This is a genomic window from Polyangium jinanense, assembly GCF_028435365.1.
This window is the reverse complement of sequence record NZ_JAGTJJ010000023.1, coordinates 46,533-65,729: the sequence shown is the minus strand read 5'-3', so window position 1 is coordinate 65,729 and position 19,197 is coordinate 46,533. Positions and strand designations below refer to the sequence as shown.

The following is a 19,197-nucleotide window of genomic DNA, read 5'->3' as shown; positions in this document are numbered from 1 at the left end:
AGGTTCATGAACGACACCGCGCGCCGCGAGCAGATTCTCCAGGCCGCCGATCGCTTGCTCCGGCATTACGGGCCGCAAAAAACCACGGTGGCGGACGTGGCGCGGGAAGCAGGCGTCGGCGTGGGTACGGTGTACCTCGAATTCTCGTCGAAGGAGGCGATCGTCGAGGAGCTGTCGCGCTCGCGGTACGACGTCGTGCTCGACGCGATGCGGGCGGCGGCGGTGGCGGACGGGCGCTCGTTCGGCGAGCGTCTCGTGGGCGCGCTCGACGCGCGGCTGCGAGCGTATTTCACGCAGGCGGACGGCGGCGCGCACGCGTGTGACTTGTTCCATTGCGGGAGCCCCGCCGTGAAGAGCGCGTCCGAGCGGTTTTACCAGGAAGAACGGGCCCTGCTCGCGGACTTGCTTCGGCGAGGGACCGAGGCCGGCGAGCTCGACGTGGCCGATTCGGATCTCGCGGCGCGGGTCTTGCTCCGGGCTTACAAGAGCTTCGCGCCGCCGTGGATCTTCATGGAAGAACGGGACGAGGTGGGGCGATTGCATGCGGCTATGCATGCGATTGTGCTTGGTGGCGTCATCGCGCGGCGTTGAGCGAAGCTACTTCGCGCCCGTAACGCTCGCCTCGCCGCGTCTCGTGGCATTCGCAGCCATCCAATCGAAGGGCTTTGCATGGTCACGCTGGGGCGGCGCCAGCGGAAGACGCCTTGGGCTTCCATGCCGTGTGGCGTCCTCCGTGCGTGCGTCGCTGCCCTGGATCGTGGCAATGCTTCGCGGCTCGTCCCGGCGGACGACGTCGGCGCGGGTGGCTTGACTTGCCGTGATCGTGCCCGGCATGGCCTGCGGTGTCCCCCCGGACGGCCACATGCCGATCGCCGCGCCCACGGCGACGCTGCCCATGACGCGCATCGGGGACCGCGCGAGGGACGTGCGGAGCTGCCCAAATGCGGAGGAGATAGCCGCGCGTGCCACGCGCGCGGCCAGGACAAGAAGCAGGAACGGCAGGGCGATGGCGCTCCGCCCGATAGCACGCGATGGCGCCTCTTCGACGAATTCGAGCCTCGTGTGGAGGAGACCGATGCCACGAGAATAGCGGTGGAAGACGGTGGTCGGGGCCAGCTTCGTCTCGGCGGCGATCTCGCGTATGGTTTTTCCTTCGACCGCGTGTGCGCCGACGATATCGCGCATCTCGGCCGGTAGCGCGTGATAGGCCATTCGCACCGCGGCGTCGTGCTCGTCATCCCGCGTTCCGGCGATCCGCTCGTCGAGGTCGCCGAGCGGCGCGAGAGAAACGTATGTCCGCCGGCGCTTGGGCTTGAGGTTTGACAGGGCCGCATATTGAGCGAGCTTGCACATCCACGCGACGAACTCTTCCCATTCGTGTGTGCTCGGTTGTTCCTCAATGGGCTTGCCTAATGCGGTCACGAATGCATCATGCACGACGTCGATCCCATGCACATGCGCTCCAAGCCCGATCCGATGCACGTGCGCCACCATTCGCTCGACGAGCTCCCGATAGGCGGGGACGGTGAGCTCGAACGCCCGAGCCATGGGCTCGCCGCTCTTGGGTGGTTCCGTGTCCTCGTCCGGTCCGGCCATCGGTTTGTCCTCGCGCGCAAAAGCAGACCTCATGCATGTAAAGGTCGCGAGCGGCCCTGTTGTTCAGAAAAATCGACACGCGCCTCGACGATCGTCCCGGGCGGGGCCGGTCCCGGGGCCAGGCGCGGGTGGCCACGGCGCGGCCTCGCCGCGGCCTGCTTCGCCTTCGGGGCGCTCTTCCCGGAGGCGCGGGCGCATGCGGACGTCCCGCGGCATCGCCTGGACTTCAGGGTGGATCGCGCGCTGCCCCTCTGCGACAGGCCGCTCGTCTTCATGGCGATCCTCACGAACTGGGTGTCCGTGTCCACGTTCGACCCGCCGGCCGCGCGGACGCTCACCGTGCGCATCCGGCGCGCGCCCGACGCGGCCAAGCTCGCCGACGTGACGATCGTGGACGAGGCTGGGGACGTCGCGGAGGAGGTGCATCGGAGCTACGAGCCGGCGACGGAGTGCTTCGAGGTGCTCTACGCGACGGCGTTCGAGGCGGCGAAGCTGCTCGGCGCGTTCGAGCCGCCGGAACCGCCGCCGCCTCCGCAGCCGCCGGCGCCTCCGTGTCCGCCAGCGCCTCCGCAGCCACAACCGCGGCCGTCTCCGCCTCCGCTGCCGAGGCCGCCTCCGCTTCCGAAGCGGTTTTTTCTGGGTGCGGGGGTTGGGGCCTTCCTGAACGTGGCGCCCGAGCCGTTCCTCGCGCCGCGGGTGTCGGCGGGGTGGAACGTGGCGCCCCGGTGGGTCGTCGGGCTGGACGTCGCGGCGTGGCCGTGGATGACGGCGAACCCGCAGGACGGGCCCACGTCGGTGGACGTGGAGACATACCTGGGGACGGTGGCGGGGTGTTACCGGTTCGGGCGGTTCATGACGTGTGGCCTCTTGGCGGGGGGCGTGCTGCTTGGGAGTGGGACGAACCGGCTGTACGGGAATCCTTACGCGTCCCCCTTGCTTGGGCTGGGTGGGCGCGTCGCGGCCGAAATCCCCGTGTGGGAGCGAGTGACGTGGCGATCGGACGTGGACGCGCTCGGGTTCGTCCTCGCCCGACAGCTTACGGTGAACGGCGTACGCTTCTCGGATCCCTTCCCGCTGGCGATGAGCGTGACCACATCGCTCGCGTTCACGTTCTAGCGAGTCAGGACGTAGCCGCCCGGCAACATACCGTTACGGGTTTGTCAAGGGTCAGTTCGCCGACGACCTGGCCCCCGCTCGGGGTGCACGTGCCCTTCGTGTAGTTGAGGAGCTCCGCCGTCTTCCCACTGAGCTGGGTGCCGGGCATGAAGTCGTCACACGGAGCGACCATCCCCGCAGAGATAGGACGGGCGATGGCGACCTGGGAGCAACCTTGGCTGCTCCAGGCGGAGATCAGCACCTCACACATCCCGCCGGTCGGCGCTTCGCACGTGCAAGCCGAGCACTCGCGCTCGTCCTTCACCACGCCGTAAAGGACGTGCCGCTCCCCGGTCCACCCCTCCGGACAGAGGTGCTCGCCCTCCCGGAAGATACAAGAGGAGTAGTCGTCCCCCGCCGGCCCGCAGACCTTTTCGCTCTGCCCGTGGCAGACCGGCCAGGGCTCGGCGCGCGTGCACACCCGGCCGAGGGGGGTCTCGGGTCCACCGTTCCAGACCTTGGGGATCTCCTGCCCCGGATCTCCTTTTGTATGTGCCTTGCAAGGCTGCTCCTCGATCACCGGAGGCGAGATGGTGATCGACCGGACGCACGGCACGCCGCCGCAAAGCGTGGCGGAAGGGATCGCTTTGTCCTGGTTGCAGGTGCCGTCCCAGTTTGTCGACGGATCGAAGTTTGTCTTGACACCGCCCCCGGGATCATCACAGCCGGTGGAGCTGACGGTCCACGTCTGCGGCAGCTTGCACGACCCCTCGGGCTCCTCGCACGAGCACTCGCCACATAGAAGAGGAGGGGGCGCGGGGATCCCTTCGAACGCGAGAATCGGCGCGTCGTCGGGGCACGGCGGCGGCTCGCGCCAGTCGGAGAAAAACGCGACGAGCGTCCAGTTTTTCGGAGATTCGTCTACACATTCGCCGCCGCCCGGACAAAGCGACGACATCCCTCCATCCGCTCCCCCATCCGAGCACTTCGGGGGGAGCGGGGGCGGACCATCACAGGCGTTCGGGCAGTCCCACGGGATGGGTTTCGGCGTGTAGATCCACGGACGGTCCGGATCAGAGCACGCCTCTGGAAAGGGACAAGGGCAACACCGGTTCGGAACCTCCGGAGGACAATCGCCACCGGGGTCGTTGTCCAGGCCGCAGGACAGAACACCAACCGCGCCGGCCCACCCCGCCGCGATCACCAACAAGAACCCGACTACCTTGCGCATGCCGCAAGCATACCGGGGTTGTCACCGACAAGGCAACCCGATCCACAAAAAAGGTTCGTCCCGGGATCCCGGGACGAACGAGGTACGATGGTCTAAAAAAAACGGAGGACCGCACTCCCACGAGGTCCACACAATTTGTTTTTTTGGGTTTTGCTCGGTCCCGTCTCCCGGTGCTTCCGGGTGGGTGCTCGCGAGCCGCAGGTGCGCGGAGCGTGGGCCCGTCCTCCTGCAAAAAGGTTTGCCCGAGGAGAGGGCGAAAGGCAAGAGGAAAAGTGGACGTACCCGGAAAAACTTGTTCTTGGCCGGGCGGGTGGGGAGGAGGGATCGGGACAAACGGGAGGGGGGCTGCGGGAGGGGGCGCGGGCGGCGACGGGGAACGTTACTGGGCCGAGCTGGGCGTCCCGGGAGCGATGCTCCTTCGTCTGAGTTCTTCTTGCTCTTCTTCGTTGAGCTCGTCCCGCCACGTAAGGACCGCAGGGCAAAGCTTTTTGCTTTCGGCGTCGGTGCAAAGGAGGAAGGAATCGTGCTCGTACTCGTCGAGCTTGCCGTTGCCATCGAGATCCATCGAGATCGTCGAAAAGATGGCCGCACCGGCCTTGGACGACGTGCATGTGGGCCCAGAACGTGGCCCCCGTAGTGTCCTCGCAGGGAATTCCACACCAGATCGGGTCGAGCTCCGTGCATGTGTTCCTCGACAACCCTCAGATCCCGCCTTGGCCCCCGGCTCCGGGGTCGGCCCCGGTTCGGTGGAGGGACGCTGAGCCAGGCGGGGCGTGGAGACAACCGGGAAGAACGAACCGACTCGCGATCCCGGCTCCGATGATGTAAGGTGCACCCTTGTGAGAGCTCCGAGCCCGAAGACACGCCGCGCGGCCTTCGCCGCCCTCGTCATCGCCGCCGCCGCAGCGCTCATCCTGGGGGCGCGCGGCCCGGACGAGGATGACCCGATGTACAAGCACTGCGAGGATGACCTCGGGTACGTCTTCGATGGCTGCCATGAATGGGACGTCTGTCCGTACGTGGACGAAGAGTTCGTGGACGCGTGCGTCGCTGGTTGCGTGCGCGCGATCTGCCCGAAGCAAGCCGAGTGCACGGGCCTCGACCCCATGTTTTGCGCCCCCTGTGACGACATGCAGGGCGCCGCCTTCTGGCGCAACGTCGATGCGGCTCGCTCCCGGTGCGGACACAAGGCCGGGTTCTTTGTGTTGCTGGACGACCCCACGGAGGCGACGTATCAGGCGATGTATCGCGCCTTCGATGAATGCTTCCCCGTGGATGTCGAGCAACACTGCCCGGCTCTCGCCCGAACCGATTGGTTGGCCCGCTTCGACGCCGTCACGCCCATCCCTCGTAAACGCACCATCCCTGCACGCGCTCCCACTCCAGGCGCACAATCATCTTCGCCGCGGTGAAGGCTGGACTTCAGGTCCCGCCGTGGCCTCCCTCCCCGGGGTGGGCATCGAAGCCCCCTTCTCCGCCTGCCCCCTCCTCCTCGTCGAACCAATAGTCCCCGGTGCCAACGCCCACCCCGATCGTGACGAGGGTCCCGCCGGTCGGCCCCGTGTAGTCGGGCCCGTTCGAAGTGCCAGCGCCGTCGAGGCAGATCAACGCGGGAGCGGCCTCGAACTCGCATTTTATCTCTGTCTCGTAGGTCCTTATTTTCATGGCTTCCTTCTTGCACATGCCTTGATTCCAGGAGCCATGATCGCGAATGACCGGATCCACGTTCCCCTGCAAATGCTCCACGGAATCAGGACGCCCTGCCTGATTCGGGCATATAATGGTGACGTTACACTGAATGGCGGGGCCTTCGACCCCACCAAGATCAGTGTGTTTTCGGGTTTCGGCACTTGCTCTCACACCCCACCCCGAACAGAACCCCCCACGCGACCAAGACCCCGACAACGACCCTCTGCATACACATCCCCTGTCTGCCGCTGCCTGCAGCGCCCGCGCGTCACCCCCGCGCATGTGAAATCCTCCTTGCCAGACCCTCCCCGACAGGGCCAACAATCCCCGACCCGAGGCCCCGACCCGCGCAGCCCACCGACCCACCCCCGAAGCACATCCCCGCATTCGTGGAGCCCATCGCCCAGGGTCCCCACGAAAGCGAGATACCCTCCAACGGTCGGCAACGACCCTCCGAGGCTATCCCCATGGCCTCCACGGCTCGCCCATGGCCCTGGAGCATGTCTCACGACCCTCCAAGGCTATCCCGATGCCCTCCAGGGCCATCCGCCGCCCCACCACCCCGAGCCGCCCACGCTCGGAGCCGCGGGCCCTCCTCGCGACGGCTCCGCCTCCCCTCCCCAGGCATCTCGCCCGAGCCTCCGAGGATGCCGCCCTCGGCTTGGAAGGTTTGAACGTCCGCCAGCGTTGTGCATTCGTCTACACCAAACGGCCGAGCGCCGTAGAACAGAAAGGGAGGCGGTCATGGGCACCCCGAAGTACCCCGAGGTCGGCGACCTCTTCATCGACGCAAGCGATATCAAGGTAACGGACATCACGCCGGAGCAGATTCAAAAGCTCACGAAGCTACGCGACGGATTCGAGGCCGCCGTCAAGAATCTCCTCGGACTGAAGCCCGAAGACGCCGACCGCGCAGGGCTCAACGAGAAAGACAAGGAGCGGCTCGCCGCTGCTTTCGCCCGGGATCAGCGAATCGGCGAGCTCCTGCCCGCCTCGCAAAAGCTCACGGAGCTGCTCCACGAGACGCGCCAGACGACACGGCACGAGATCGCCACGATCCTCGCCGAGAACGCCGCGCAGGCCAAGCGCAGGGCAGACCGCGTGCAGAATGGCGCCGAGGTGCTCGGTCCCGTCGCGCCCTTGATGGACTACCAGTATGGGCCGGCCAACAAGGCCGCGGCCACGAAAGAAAAAGCCAAGGAGCCAAAGCAGGAAGTCTGAATCAAGCCGCGCCTAGGCACGTAAGCTCGTCCCGCCTCCGCCGCAGCCGCTCGCTCATCACATTCCCGATCGAACCATCGATCGTCTGCTTCCTCGTCGTCCTTTCCCTCCGAACGCTCCTGGGCGATTCGTGAGCTTCCGTCTCCAACGCTGAGGAAGCTCATGAGCATCGTGACGACGTCGACAAATGGCCAAATCGCTCGCGGCGAAATGCGTGGTTCGCCGTTCCCCTCCCCGTCCGGGGCAACCGCCCAGTGCTCGCAGAGCACGATCTCAGCGTAACCTCTCCCCTGTGAGCACGTGGGTCACATCACTTGGTGGTCACTTCGCCGTGCAATCAGACCATAGAAGGCAGCTCATGCACAGCTGAATGACCACCGCGCTTGCATTGCACATAGGGCGCGCGTCCGGACGGCGAGGAAAACATATAAAACTTGGTATGGCTGGTGCCATGGGAGAATGCGCCAACACATGGAGCCCCCGGCTCCCAAAAAGGAGGCCGTCCCCCAATGAACACGATCAAATTCACTTTTGCTGCTCTTCCTCTCTGCGCTCTCCTGTTCGGCTGCGCGTCCGAACTGCACGAGGAAAGAGATCTCGGCGTGGCGGAGCAGGCGAACGGAAATGGCGCCCCGAGCGGCTCGCATCACACGCTCAACATCATCGGCGTTCCGAAGGGCAAGAACCCGGATATGACGGGAAACAGTGGCAGCCGCATCTTCGTGCCGCTCGACGGACCGGCGCAGATTTACCTCGCGGAGGGTCCGTCCTTCAACGTGCTCGATGCCAACGGCACCGACGCCAACGGCGCGAAATTCGAGCTCCCCGCGGCCGACGCCGATAACGACGGAATTACCTCGTATTCGGTGTTCGCGCGCCCGCTCGGTACGCCCGGCGGCTCATCGACGACCACGACGTGCATGACCGAGACGGTGACGAGCCCGACGGACGAGGCGGAGGAGTACTGCAGCGTTTATTCGATGGAGCTCGATCGCACGAAGGGCAAGCAGACGTTCACGAACGTCTCGAAGGAGCTGCTCTACGTGTACGCGGACGTGGACGGCGACGGCGACATCGATCGTGTGCCGCTCTTCGCCGATGGATACGAGAATTTCCTCTGGGATTACGACAACAACGGCTTGAAGGTGGCGCAGCTCCGCTTCTACGACGAAGCGACGAACGTCAACTGATTTCCACCCACGTGGCGCTGTGGCCCATGACGGCCACAGCGCCGTCCGTGGTCCTCCTCACGGTGGATGGCCCCCGTGATTGGGGCGCCCACGGCTGTCGGGCTCGACCCACCCATACCCGCGATCCCTGCACCCAGCTTCCGGCGAGCCCGGATCGTCCCATGAACGGACCACCGGCGGGCTCCTGCCCGCCGCGCAGAAGCTCGCGGGGCTGCTCCACGAGACACGCCAGACGACGCGGCCACGAGGGCTGAATCAAGCCGCGCCCAGGCACGCAAGCTCGTCCCGCCTCCGCCGCAGACGCTCGCTCATCACATTCGGAATCCGCGACGCCGCTGCAATGGCTTTCTCGAGCTGACGCATCGCCCGCTCCCGCTGGCCGAGGCGAGATGCATGCAGCGCCCGCGCCTCCAGCACCTCGATGTGCTCCTGCCCCACGCTCGCGCGCGCCGAACGGGCTTCGAGCGCCTCCCACGCCGATTCGATGTCGGAAAGGGAGCCCCCGTCGTCCCCCGTCGCGAGCTCGATCATCGTGCAAAGCACGTCCTCCGAGGGCGACATCTCGGCCGCGCCCCCGCGCAATGCAGAGGCAATGGCCCGCGCCGTCCGCGCATCGCCGCGGGCGAGGGCAATACGCGCGTCGAGCAGGGCGAGCATGGCCGGACGCACGCAGCCGGCACGCCGCGCCGCGACGGCCAGCGCCGCGCGAATCATGGGCTCGGCGGCCTCGACGTCGTCCATCCAGTACAGGTGCTCGGCCAGGTTGTAATGACCCGCAAGCTCCATCGTCGGCTGGCCGAGCTCGCGGCCGAGCTCACTCGTGCGCTCGAAGTCCCGGATCATGCCCTCGCGATCGCCACGAATGCCCCGGACCATGGCGCGCGTGTTCCACGCGGCGCCGAGGTGCAAAAGGTCGCCGCGCTCCTCGCAGCGGCGAATGACCTCGTCGAGCAATGCCGCGGCCTCGTCGACCCGGCCGAGCAAGGGCAGAAGGTAGGTGAGGAGCAGATGCGCGATCACGTAGGTCTCGTATCCCTCGTCGCCGAGGCGGCTCGCGAGCTCGGCCGCGCGCGAAAGCTCGTCCGCGGCCTCCTCCTCGCGCTCGGCACGCAATGCCGAGCGGCCGACGCCGAGCAAAAGGCGCGCTTCGAGGAGCGGCGAGCGCGAAGGGAGGGCCTGCTCCTCGATACGCGCGGCGAGCACGCGGCGCTCGGCTTCGCGATATTCGCCCATCCAGTCGAGCACCATGGCCTCGTCGAGGTAAAGCTCCACGATGAGCGACGCCTCCCCGCGCCGCGCCGCGCCCTCGCGCGCCCGCGCAAGCTCGGTGAGCGCATCGTGAAAGCGGCCGAGGCGAAAACGCGAGAGGCCACGGCCGCGCTGCGCGCGCGTTGGGAGCTCGCCCCAGAGCGCCTCGGCCTTGCCATAACATCGCTCGGCGTCGAGGTAATCCTTGCGGGCCGCCGATTGCTCGGCCGAGGCCAGGTAAAACGAGGCCGCCCGCGCCGAGGCGCCGCCGCGCTCGAAATGTTCCGCCAGGACGAGCGCGTCGGCTTCGCCCTTCTCCTCCAGCCATTCGGCCGCGAGGTGATGGCCGAGCGTGCGATCTTCGTCCGTGAGCATCGCATATGCGCCCTCGCGCCAGAGCGCCTGTCGGAACGCATATTGGGGTTCGCCAGGAATGCGGCTCTCGCGCTGGCGCGTGACGATCTCGTGCGAGACGAGGGCCGCGAGGTCACGCGCGACGGATTCGTCGTCCTCGCCCGCGAGGCGCGCGACCGCGCCACGCCAGAAGACCTCGCCGAGAATGCTCGCGGCGCGCAAGGTGCGGCGCGCGCGCGGCTCCAATCGTTCGAGGCGTGATTGCACCATGGCCACGACCGTCCCGGGCGGGGTGCCGCCGCGCCCCTCGGCCTCGGCGCGAATGAGCTCTTCCAGGAAAAACGGATGCCCCTCGGAGGACGCGACGAGGCGCTCTTCGAGCCCAGAGCGAAGCTCGCCGAGCGCGTGGCGAACGAGGCGCACGCACGCCCGCGGCGAGAGCTGCCGGAGGCGCACGTCCTGCCGGCCGCGGCTCGACCAGAGGCCGGGAAAGAGCTCGTCAATCTCGGGGCGCGCCGAGGCGAGGAGGAAGATCGGCTCGAACGCGAGGCCCTCGAGCGCGGCGTCGAGCGCGAGCAGCGAGGCGCGGTCGCCCCATTGCACGTCTTCGAGGAGGAGGACCAAGGGTTTGTCCCCGCATTCCGCGCGCAGAAAATCGCGGAGGGCGCGCTGCATTTGCTCGCCGCAAAGCTCGGGGTCCTGCCGCGCGGCGCGGAGCGGCAAGTCCTCGTCGTCCGGAAAAGGCACGCCCGCGAGCTCGCCGAGGAAGCTCGCGACGCGGCGGCGATCACGCTCGGGGACGCGGCGCGCGACGCGGGCGGAAAGCAACTCGCGGCGGCGCGCGAGGGGCTCGCCGCCGCGAATGCCCGAGGCGCCGCGCAGGACCTCGGCGAGCAGGCCGAAGCTCGAAGCGACGCGCAAGGGATCGCCGCGGCCGAACCAGATCTCGGCGGGCTCGACGGCGGCCCGCTGGCGCTCGACGAACTCGTGGAGCAGGCGCGATTTGCCAATGCCCGCGGGGCCGGAGACGACGACGACACGCGCGGCCGGCTCGCTTTTGCAGGCGGCGAAGGTGAGGTCGAAGAGGCCGAGCTCGTGCTCGCGGCCGACGCAAGGCGTGGCCTTGCCGAGCAGGGGCCGCGAGACCTCGAAGCTCGCGCGCTCGCCGAGGAGCGCGAAGCCGCCGCGCTTTTGGGCCTCGACGTCGAAGCGCGCGTCGAGCAGGCCCGCCGTGGTCTCGTCGAGGGCGATACGGGCCTCGCCGCTCCGCGCGTGGAGGAGGCGCGCGGCGCGGTCGATGGCCTCGCCGACGGGCACGCCCCGCGCGCGCTCGCCAAAGCCCGCGGCGACGGCCATGGCGGCCCCGGGCGCGCGCTCCCAGAGCGCGAGCGCGCAGCGAGCGACGTGGGCCGCGACGTCGGTGGGCACGCGCGTCCGATCGATCACCACGGCCGCGGTGCCGTCCGCGAAGACCTCGAGGTGCCCGCCGAAGCGTTCGGCGATCGCGCCGAGGTCGTCCGTGGGCGAGTTGCAGGCGAGCGTGGTCGCCGGGCCGAACGGGCCGAGCGCGGTATCACGGCGGCCGCGGAGCACGACGCCGAGGAACCTCCGCTCGCCCTCCCCGAGCGTCGATCGAGGCGCGGAGGAGCGTGGGGCCTCCGAGCTCGGGGGCTCGAGGTCCTTCTCGGCGGCGAGCGCGAACGCCACGGCCGCGCCGTCTTGTGGCCTCCCGAGCGGGTCTTTGGCGAGCATCCGGGCGACGAGGCCATCGAGCCACGAGGGCACAGCGGGCGCGCGCTCGGCGAGGCGGGGCGCGTCCTCGAAGATGATCTTCGCAAGGACGGCGATCGTGTGATCGGCGCGGAAGGGCGGCGCGCCGGTGATGCACTCGAACATCAGGCATCCGAGCGAGAAGACGTCGGCGCTCGCCTTGACGATGCTGCCGCTGCGGACCTGCTCGGGCGCCATGTAGCTCGGCGTGCCGATGACGGTGCCGGTCTGCGTGATGCGCGAAGCTTCACCACAATGCGCGATGCCGAAGTCGAGGATCCGCGGCTCGGAGACGGCACCGTTGACGAGGAAGACGTTTTGCGGCTTGAGATCGCGGTGCACGACGCCGGCGTCGTGCGCGACGGAGAGGGCCTCGGCGAGGCGCTGGCCGAGCGTGAGGGTCTCGCGGAGCGACAGCGGCCCGCGGGCGAGCCTGCGCCCGAGGTCCTCGCCTTCGAGCCATTCCATCACGAGCAGCGGGCTCGACGCCGAGGACGTGTCGTAGGCGACGTAGCGGACGATGCCGGGATGCGAGAGGCGCTCCAGGATCTGCGCCTCGCGACGGAAGCGCGAAAGGCTCTCGGGAGAAACGGCGACGAGGATCTTCGCGGCGACGACGTGACCGGTCACGAGGTCTATGGCGCGAAAGATTTCGCCCATCCCCCCTGCATTGACACGCGCCTCGACGCGGAAGCGCCCACCGAGCACTTCTCCCGGCCGCACAAGGGGAAGCGTAACCCTAGGATTTCCCGCGTCCAGGGGCCATCGGGAAGGAAACGACAATCGATATCCGACCGGGTCGAATGTAATGGTGTGGAGCCCGCCTGGAACGGAGGAAGGCGTGGAAAGAGAGACTGCACTTTCGGGGTGGTATCAGGGCAATCCAGTGGTAAGTACGAACTTCGTGGTCGTCGAGCTCTGGCCGGGCCTTTCGGTGCAGGACGGATAATACTGACCCGCGCCGTTCAAGGTCTGACACGCCGTGGAGCAGGGACCGACGATGTCGATCATCCCGCACTCCTCGACACCTCCGCCGGCGACGAGGTGCCCCACGGCGCAATCGCGTTTCCAGGATCGGGAGTTCGTCACCGTATTGCTGTTGTAGCAGGCGTGAAGGAACGGCGTGGGCGCCCACAGGTTGCCCCAGAACGCGCCTTCGACGTCCGGATACGCGGCGAGCTCCGAGCTGCCGCTGAGCGTCTTCAAGGGCTCGGTGAGTGATCGGATCGAAATGACGACGGGCACCTCGTAATAATTGACGCGGGCCGCCAGGCAGGCGCTCACCATGTACTGCCCCTGTGTGTTGAGCGGCCCCGTGGCCCAGCCGGGCGCGACGCCGAGCTCGCCCCAATACGTCTCGTCGTGGACCACGTTCGACGCGTCGGTCCAGGAGAAGGAAAAACTCTGCGAGGTGGTGAAGGCGCAGCCGACCGCATATTTGAGAAAACGACGGGCAAGCGTGCCATTGGACCCCGGGTCCTCTATCGCCGTGAGGGCCTTCGGGTCGAGGGTATTCAGCGCGATCCCGTTCAGGGCGATCCCGTTCAGCGCGAGCGAATTGAGCGCGAGCGCGTTCGAAGACAGGTGGTTTCCCTGCACCAGCGCGACCTCCGCCTCCATGACGTCATCAGAAGTCTCGTCGATGTAAGCGGTACAACCGGGGGTCAACGCGAAGAGCATCATCAACGGCGACCAAGCTCGCATGTCCACCTCCAAGGAACGGCATTCTCCCCGGGGCGGTTCGTCCGCGGGGGGTATCGGGCTTCGATGATCTCTGGCTGGAATGCGTTGCGCGGCTCGGTCGCACGCTGCGCGGAAAGGTGTCCGGGTCGGAGCGGCGATCAGGGCAGCGCGGTCGTCACGACGAGGTTCGTTTTCGATTTGCCTTTCCCGTCAGGTTTGTCGCCGCATAATCGGTAGTATCGACCGCCGCTGATCAAAGGTCCGCACACGGCGCTACAGGGGCCGACGATGTCGATCATGCCGCACTCCTCGATCGTGCCGTCGTCGCGCAAATGCCCTGCGGCGCAGTCGCGGCTCCACCCGCGGGAGTTCGCGACGGTCTCGCTGTTGTAGCAAGCGTAGATGGCGGGCGCGGTGCCCCAGAGGTTGCCCCAGAACGCGCCCTCGACGTCCGGGAAATGGTCGAGCTCCTTGTCCCCGGGGACCTCGAGGGGCGGCTGCGTCGATCGGATCGATATGAGCACCGGCACCTCGTAATAGTTGACCCGCGCAGCCACGCAGGCGCTCACCATGCGTTGCCCCTGGAGGTCGAGGGGCCCCGTGGACCAGCCGGGGGCGACGCCCAGCTCCCCGTGGTACGTCTCTTCGTGAGCGACGCGCGCCGCGTCCCACCAGGTGAACGCGAAGCTCTGCGAGGGCGCGAAGGCGCAGCCGATCGCGTAACGAAGGAACGCGCGCGCACGCGCGCCCTTCACGCCCGCGTCCTGGATGGCCGAAAGCGACGTCGGATCCATCGAATTCAGCCCGATCCCATTCAGGGCAATTCCGTTCAGCGCCAGCGAGTTCAACGCGAGCGAGTTCGCGGCCAGTTTGTTACCCTGCACCAGCACGCCCTCGGCCTCGAGTACGTCCTCGGAGATCTCGCCGACCCCTGCACAACCCGATAAGCAAACCAGGAGCCCTATCGTCCTGAACCAAACTTGCATAAGCCCTCCCTTGTACGGATTCGAACCCCGTGGACGACCGCTTCGAGTGCCGGACGGATCGCCGACGGGTTCGTGCTTGGATGATCGGAGGGCACAACGCGTTGCGCGGCGCGAGCATCGGGCCGGTCGCGCGCGATGGAGGGGGGGTGTACGGGACGGTGCCGGTGGGAAAGGGCCCGTTCAGGGCAGCGCGGTCGTGATGATGTGCTCGGTCATGGTGGGATCCTGCCCCGGGTGCACGATGCACGAGGGGTACGCGCCCGTCTCACCGTTCACCGGCTCGCAGACCTCGCTGCACGGACCCACGATATCGATGAGGCCGCACTCGTCGATGGAGTTGTCGGGGTTCAGGTGGCCCGCGGCGCAGTCGCGAGAATGGGCGCGGGAGTTCGCGATCGTATCGGCGTTGTAACAGGCGTGGACATAGGACGTATCGCCCCAGAGGTTGCCCCAGAACGCGCCCTCGATGTTCGGGTAGTTCGTGAGCTCGGCCGGGTCGATGACCTTCAAAGGCACCTCGGGCGCGCGCATCGAGATGGTGACGTGCGTGCCGTAGTAATTCGTGAGCCCCGCGAGGCAAGCGCTCACCATGCGCTGGCCCGTCAGGTCGAGCGGGCCCGTGTGCCAGTCCGGTGAGAGCCCGAGCGCACCCACGTAAACCTCGGGGTGCTCGACGCCCTGCGCGTCGGTCCAGGAGAACTCGAACGTCTGGCCCGCATTGAGCGCGCAGCTCACGGCGTACTTGACGAACTCGCGGGCGAGGTCGCCGTTCGCCCCAGGATTCCGGATCGCCGAGAGCGAATCCGGATCGAGCGCGTTCACGTTGAGCGCGTTCACGTTGAGCGCGTTCACATTGAGCGCGTTCACGTTGAGCGCATTCACGTTGAGCGCATTGGTCTTGACGATCTCGCCCTCCGCAACCCCGACCGCATCCTCCTCCGGCCCCACCTCCGCGGTGCACCCTCCAAGAGCCGCCGCCAAAACCACGAGCTGAGCCCCTCGACCGAGAACACGCATGATTGACCTCCGCTCCTGCAGCAAGAAACCAACGGAGCCGAATGTCGCAGAGTTTCCGGACATTCCATTATGTCTAGATGCATTCCAAGAACGAAGCAAGCACAAAAATGGCGAAACCACTGCGCCGAAATTGCTCAACATGCGCAAGTGCCACGCGACGCCAAATAAGAAGGGTGCGTCGGCGCACGATCGCGACGCATTGCATACAGTAAAAACCTGATGCGGCCCTTACGAAACGAAAGGGTGCTCGCCCTCAACCCTTCGCCGCGACGAGCGCACGCCGGAGCCGCGGCGTCATGACGTTCGCAACCCGCGAGGCCACGTCGAGCGCGGCCTCGAGGTGCCGCGCAGCGTCGTCGCGCCGGCCCCGGCGGAGCGCCGTGAGCGCCCGCGCTTCGAGGACCTCGAGCCGCTCCTGTCCCACCGAGCACCGCGTCGAGCGCTCTTCGAGCTCGTCCCAGCGCTCCGCCGACGCGTCGGTCGTGGCAAGCTCGACCATGGCGCAGAGGACCTCCTCGGAGGGCGCCAAAATCTCGGTCCCCTGTGCCCGCGCTTCCACCTGCTCCTTGCGAATGGCCGCTATGATCGCCGCCGCAGAAGCCTCGTCGCCGCGATAAAGGTGAACCCGGGCTTCGAGCAACTTGACGATCGCAGGGTGCGCCCCGATGTTCGGCCGCGGAAACGAGGCCGCGGCGGAGCGGATGTATGGCTCGGCCGCGGGGAGGTCGTCCATCAGGTAAAGATATTCACCCAGATTGTAATGCCCGATGAGCTCCAGCGTGGGCTGGCCGATCTCGCGGCCGATGGCAATGGTTTGCTCGTAATCGGCGATGAGCCCGGCCCGATCGCCGCGGCAAGCCCGGACGAGGCCCCGGTTGGCGAGCGCGCCGCCAAGGTGAAGGAGGTCGGCGCGGACCTCGCAGCCATGAATGACCTCGTCGAGAACGGCAGCCCCCTCGTCGGAGCGCCCGAGGCCCGGCAAGATGAACCCGAGCAAGAGGAGCGCGATCGTCCGCGTCTCGTAGCCCTCCTCCCCGAGCTCCGCCGCCCTCTCCGCCGCGGCGAGGAGGTCCCGCGCCGCCTCTTCGTTGCGGTCGGCGCGGTGCGAGGAGCGCCCGAGCCCGAGCAGGAGGCGCGCGTCGACGAGCGGCGAGGTGCCCTCGACATACCGCGCCTTCGCGTCGAGGACGAGCTCCTCGGCGCGCTTCACGTCGCCCATCCAGTCGAAGACGATGGACTCGTCGAGCAAGAGCTCGACCTGCAAGAGGACATCTCCCGCCGCCTCGGCCTGGGCCCGCGCGGCCGCAAGCTCGGTAACGGCGTCCTCGTACTGGCCCCGCCGAAACCGCGCGAGGCCACGCGCGCGCCGCGCGACCGCGGGCAAACCGGAGAGCAGCTCGTCGGCGCGCGCGAAGTAACGCTCCGCGTCCGGGTAATTGCGCCGCGCGCTCGCTTGTTCCGCGCCGCGGATGTACATCGTGCCCGCCCGATCGAGCCGGCCGCCGCGCTCGAAGTGGTTCGCGAGGATCAATGGATCGGTCTCGCCCGCCCGTTCGAGCCATTCGCCGGCGAGCCTATGGCCGAGCTCCCGATCGTCGTCCGTGAGGAGCGCATACGCGCCCTCGCGGAGGAGCGCGTGGCGGAAGGCGTACTCCTCGTCCTTGGGAAAACGGCTCTCCCGATGCTTCGAGCAAATCTCGCCGGCGACGAGCGCGGCGAGCGGATCGCTGCTCGGATCGCCCTCGCCGACCATGTGCACGACGGCGCCACGCCAGAAGACCTCGCCGAGGATGCTCGCCGCGCGCAAAGCCCGACGCGCGCGCGGTTCGAGCCGCTCGAGGCGCGTCTGCACCATGGCCACGATCGTCTCCGGCAAGGATTCGCCGAGCGAATCCTCGGATGCGGCCCGGACGAGCTCTTCCAGGAAAAACGGATGCCCCTCGGAAAGGGTCACGAGCCGCTCGATGAGAGGCGTTTCCGCCGCGTCGCCGAGCACCTTGCGCGCGAGCCGGGCGCTCGCCTTCACGGAGAGGTGCTTCAGCCGGATCTCCTGGCGGCCACACTCGACCCAGAGCTGCGGAAACACTTGCTCGACCTCGGGACGCGCGGTCGCGACGAGAAAGATGGGTTCGTCCGCGAGCTCGCGCAGCGCCGCTTCGAGCGCCGAGACGGAGGCGCGATCGCCCCAGTGCACGTCCTCGACGACGATGAGCGCGGGACGCTCGGCGCAAAGAGCGCGTAGGAAATCACGAAATGCGCGTCGTATCTGCTCGCCGCAGAGCTCGGGGTCCTGGCGCGCGGCGCGGAGCGGGAGGCTGTCCTCGTCGGGGAACGGGATGCCCGAGAGCTCGCCGAGGAACTCGGTCACGCGGCGCAGGTCGCGCTCGGGGACGTGCCGCGCGACGAACGCGGCGAGGCGCTCGCGCCGCACCTCGATCGGCTCGCCGCCCTTCACCTCGGCCGCACGCCAGAGCACGTCGGCGAGCAGGCCAAACGTGGAGCCGGCCCGCTGCAGATCCCCGCGGCCCCACAGGATCTCGACGGGCGCGGCCGCGCGCTTGCGACGCTCGATGAACTCGTGCACGAGGCGCGATTTGCCGATGCCGGCAGATCCCGTGACCACCACGGCGAGCGCCGCAGGTTCGTTCTCGGCGTTCGTGAAGCTCTGTTCGAGCAGGGCAAGCTCGTGCTCGCGCCCCACGCATGGCGTGAGCTTGCCGAGCAGCGGGCGGAAGGCCTCGGCCGAGACGCGCTCGCCGCGCAGTTCGCAGCCGCCGGGCGCGAGCTCGACGAAGTCGAAGCGGCTGTCGAGCAGGCCCGCCGTGGTCTCGTCGATCGCGACGCGTGGCCCGGGGACGGGTCCCTCCATGTGCAGGAGCCAGATCGCCCGTTCGATCGCCTCGCCGACCGGCAGGCCGCGACCGAGCTCGCACCACCCGGTGGTCACAGCGATGGGCACCCCCGGAAAAAACTCGCGCAGCGCGAGCGCGCACCGGGCGACCTGCGCGGCGATGTCCGTCGGCACGCTCGTGTGGTCCAGGATCACGACGGCCGTGCCGTCGGCGAGGAGCTCGAGGTGCGCGCCGAACCGCGTGACCACCGAGCGCATCGTGTCGGGCGTGGAGACCGCGAGCGTCTTCGAGGTCGAGGTGATGGGCGGCGCGGACGCGGGCGGGCCGAGCAGCACGACGCCGAGGAAGCGCCGCTCACGCTTGCCGAGCGAGCGCGGCGGCACGTCGTCGAGGCCGTCGTCGTCGATCGTCTCGGCTTCGAGGGCGCGGGCGAGCGTGGCGCCGTCGCGCGGCCGCCGCGTGGGCTCCTTCGAGAGCATGCGCGCGACGAGCTCGTCGAGCCACGGGGGCACGACGACGCCGAGCTCGTGGAGCCGCGGCGCCTCCTCGAAGATGACCTTCGCGAGCACCGCGACGAAGTGATCGCCCTGGAAAGGAGGCCGGCCCGAGAGGCACTCGAAGAGCAGGCATCCGAGGGAAAACACGTCGGCCGAGGCGTCGACCACGCCGCCGCTGCGCGCCTGCTCGGGCGCGATGTAGCTCGGCGTGCCCATCATCGTGCCGGTCGCGGTGATGCGGGCGCTGCCGCCGAAAAACGCGATGCCGAAATCGAGGATCTTCGGCGACTCGCTTCGACCTCCAACGAGAAAGACATTGCCGGGCTTGAGGTCACGGTGGACGATGCCCTGCGCGTGCGCGGCGCCGAGCGCCTCGGCCACGCGCGTCGCGAGCGTGATCGTCTCGGGGACCGTGAGGTGCGTGCGCGCGAGCCTTTGCGCGAGATCCTCGCCTTCGAGCCACTCCATCACCAGGAATGGCTGCCCGTCCGGCATCACGTCGTACGCCACGTAGCGGACGATGCCGGGGTGCGAGAGCCGCGCGAGCGCCCGGCCTTCCCGCTCGAACCGCGCCACGGTCTCGGGCGCCGTGTCGTTCAGGATCTTCGCGGCCACGATCTCGCCGCTGGAGAGATCGAAGGCGCGATAGACCTGCCCCATGCCGCCGCCCCCGACCTGGGCGTCGACGCGGAATCTCTGCGCGAGGACCTGCCCGACTCTCATCCCGAAGGCGGTTTGCGAAGAGCGTGGTCCGACGACGTCGAGGTC

The 19,197-nt window shown here is 67.9% G+C and carries 14 protein-coding genes; 6 read left to right on the top strand and 8 right to left on the bottom strand.

The features are described from left to right. Positions 1-6: 6 nt before the first annotated feature. Entirely contained in the window at positions 7-591 is a 585-nt protein-coding gene (locus KEG57_RS30125) for a TetR/AcrR family transcriptional regulator (RefSeq protein WP_272421845.1), read from the top strand. A gap of 6 nt (positions 592-597) precedes the next feature. On the opposite strand, the gene KEG57_RS30120 is transcribed toward KEG57_RS30125, so the two are convergent. Then, on the bottom strand, positions 598-1,596 hold the full coding sequence (locus KEG57_RS30120; protein ID WP_272421843.1) for an RNA polymerase sigma factor: 999 nt from the start codon (positions 1,594-1,596) through the stop codon (positions 598-600). Positions 1,597-1,827: 231 nt separating this feature from the next. Between KEG57_RS30120 and KEG57_RS30115 the strand changes: the two genes are divergently transcribed. After that, positions 1,828-2,712, top strand: a complete 885-nt coding sequence (locus tag KEG57_RS30115) for a hypothetical protein (RefSeq protein ID WP_272421842.1) — start codon at positions 1,828-1,830, stop codon at positions 2,710-2,712. 4 nt (positions 2,713-2,716) lie between these two features. On the opposite strand, the gene KEG57_RS30110 is transcribed toward KEG57_RS30115, so the two are convergent. Further along, positions 2,717-3,649 (bottom strand): hypothetical protein, encoded by a 933-nt coding sequence (locus KEG57_RS30110; RefSeq protein ID WP_272421840.1) that lies wholly within the window; start codon positions 3,647-3,649, stop codon positions 2,717-2,719. 1,112 nt (positions 3,650-4,761) lie between these two features. Between KEG57_RS30110 and KEG57_RS30105 the strand changes: the two genes are divergently transcribed. After that, positions 4,762-5,334, top strand: a complete 573-nt coding sequence (locus tag KEG57_RS30105) for a hypothetical protein (RefSeq protein ID WP_272421838.1) — start codon at positions 4,762-4,764, stop codon at positions 5,332-5,334. Positions 5,335-5,344: 10 nt separating this feature from the next. Here the strand turns inward: KEG57_RS30105 and KEG57_RS30100 are convergent, their stop codons facing one another. After that, positions 5,345-5,605: a hypothetical protein gene (locus tag KEG57_RS30100; RefSeq protein ID WP_272459070.1), complete on the bottom strand. Its 261-nt coding sequence runs from the start codon at positions 5,603-5,605 to the stop codon at positions 5,345-5,347. A 750-nt stretch (positions 5,606-6,355) separates the two neighbouring features. On the opposite strand from KEG57_RS30100, the gene KEG57_RS30095 reads away from it, so the two are divergent. Continuing rightward, a complete protein-coding gene (locus KEG57_RS30095) occupies positions 6,356-6,832 on the top strand; it encodes a hypothetical protein (RefSeq protein ID WP_272459069.1) in 477 nt (158 codons plus the stop codon). Between the two features lie 509 nt (positions 6,833-7,341). Continuing rightward, positions 7,342-8,022, top strand: coding sequence for a hypothetical protein (locus KEG57_RS30090; RefSeq protein ID WP_272421835.1), 681 nt, complete (start codon positions 7,342-7,344; stop codon positions 8,020-8,022). 255 nt (positions 8,023-8,277) lie between these two features. Here KEG57_RS30090 and KEG57_RS30085 read toward each other — a convergent pair whose 3' ends face one another. The 4 genes from KEG57_RS30085 to KEG57_RS30070 form a co-directional block, all read right to left on the bottom strand. Beyond that, positions 8,278-12,102 (bottom strand): serine/threonine-protein kinase, encoded by a 3,825-nt coding sequence (locus tag KEG57_RS30085; protein ID WP_272459085.1) that lies wholly within the window; start codon positions 12,100-12,102, stop codon positions 8,278-8,280. Between the two features lie 165 nt (positions 12,103-12,267). After that, entirely contained in the window at positions 12,268-13,098 is an 831-nt protein-coding gene (locus KEG57_RS30080; protein WP_272421834.1) for a hypothetical protein, read from the bottom strand. Positions 13,099-13,235: 137 nt separating this feature from the next. Beyond that, positions 13,236-14,063, bottom strand: coding sequence for a hypothetical protein (locus KEG57_RS30075; protein ID WP_272421832.1), 828 nt, complete (start codon positions 14,061-14,063; stop codon positions 13,236-13,238). 180 nt (positions 14,064-14,243) lie between these two features. Further along, positions 14,244-15,080, bottom strand: coding sequence for a hypothetical protein (locus KEG57_RS30070; RefSeq protein WP_272421831.1), 837 nt, complete (start codon positions 15,078-15,080; stop codon positions 14,244-14,246). Between KEG57_RS30070 and KEG57_RS30065 the strand changes: the two genes are divergently transcribed. Next, complete coding sequence (locus KEG57_RS30065) at positions 15,079-15,300, top strand: hypothetical protein (RefSeq protein WP_272421830.1); 222 nt, start codon at positions 15,079-15,081, stop codon at positions 15,298-15,300. The two genes, KEG57_RS30070 and KEG57_RS30065, sit on opposite strands and share 2 nt — an antisense overlap. Positions 15,301-15,333: 33 nt before the next feature. Here the strand turns inward: KEG57_RS30065 and KEG57_RS30060 are convergent, their stop codons facing one another. After that, positions 15,334-19,152 carry a serine/threonine-protein kinase gene (locus KEG57_RS30060; RefSeq protein WP_272421829.1) on the bottom strand — a complete coding sequence of 1,273 codons (3,819 nt, stop codon included), beginning with the start codon at positions 19,150-19,152 and terminating at the stop codon, positions 15,334-15,336. Between the last annotated feature and the right edge of the window lie 45 nt (positions 19,153-19,197).

Bases quoted from the DNA above. Each gene is read 5' to 3' on its own strand.
- KEG57_RS30125 (WP_272421845.1), top strand. From the start codon at position 7: ATGAACGACACCGCGCGCCGCGAGCAGATTCTCCAGGCCGCCGATCGC.
- KEG57_RS30095 (WP_272459069.1), top strand. From the start codon at position 6,356: ATGGGCACCCCGAAGTACCCCGAGGTCGGCGACCTCTTCATCGACGCA.
- KEG57_RS30075 (WP_272421832.1), bottom strand. From the start codon at position 14,063: ATGCAAGTTTGGTTCAGGACGATAGGGCTCCTGGTTTGCTTATCGGGT.
- KEG57_RS30100 (WP_272459070.1), bottom strand. From the start codon at position 5,605: ATGTGCAAGAAGGAAGCCATGAAAATAAGGACCTACGAGACAGAGATA.
- KEG57_RS30060 (WP_272421829.1), bottom strand. From the start codon at position 19,152: ATGAGAGTCGGGCAGGTCCTCGCGCAGAGATTCCGCGTCGACGCCCAG.
- KEG57_RS30070 (WP_272421831.1), bottom strand. From the start codon at position 15,080: ATGCGTGTTCTCGGTCGAGGGGCTCAGCTCGTGGTTTTGGCGGCGGCT.
- KEG57_RS30120 (WP_272421843.1), bottom strand. From the start codon at position 1,596: ATGGCCGGACCGGACGAGGACACGGAACCACCCAAGAGCGGCGAGCCC.
- KEG57_RS30090 (WP_272421835.1), top strand. From the start codon at position 7,342: ATGAACACGATCAAATTCACTTTTGCTGCTCTTCCTCTCTGCGCTCTC.
- KEG57_RS30080 (WP_272421834.1), bottom strand. From the start codon at position 13,098: ATGCGAGCTTGGTCGCCGTTGATGATGCTCTTCGCGTTGACCCCCGGT.
- KEG57_RS30065 (WP_272421830.1), top strand. From the start codon at position 15,079: ATGATTGACCTCCGCTCCTGCAGCAAGAAACCAACGGAGCCGAATGTC.
- KEG57_RS30110 (WP_272421840.1), bottom strand. From the start codon at position 3,649: ATGTCGTCGCTTTGTCCGGGCGGCGGCGAATGTGTAGACGAATCTCCG.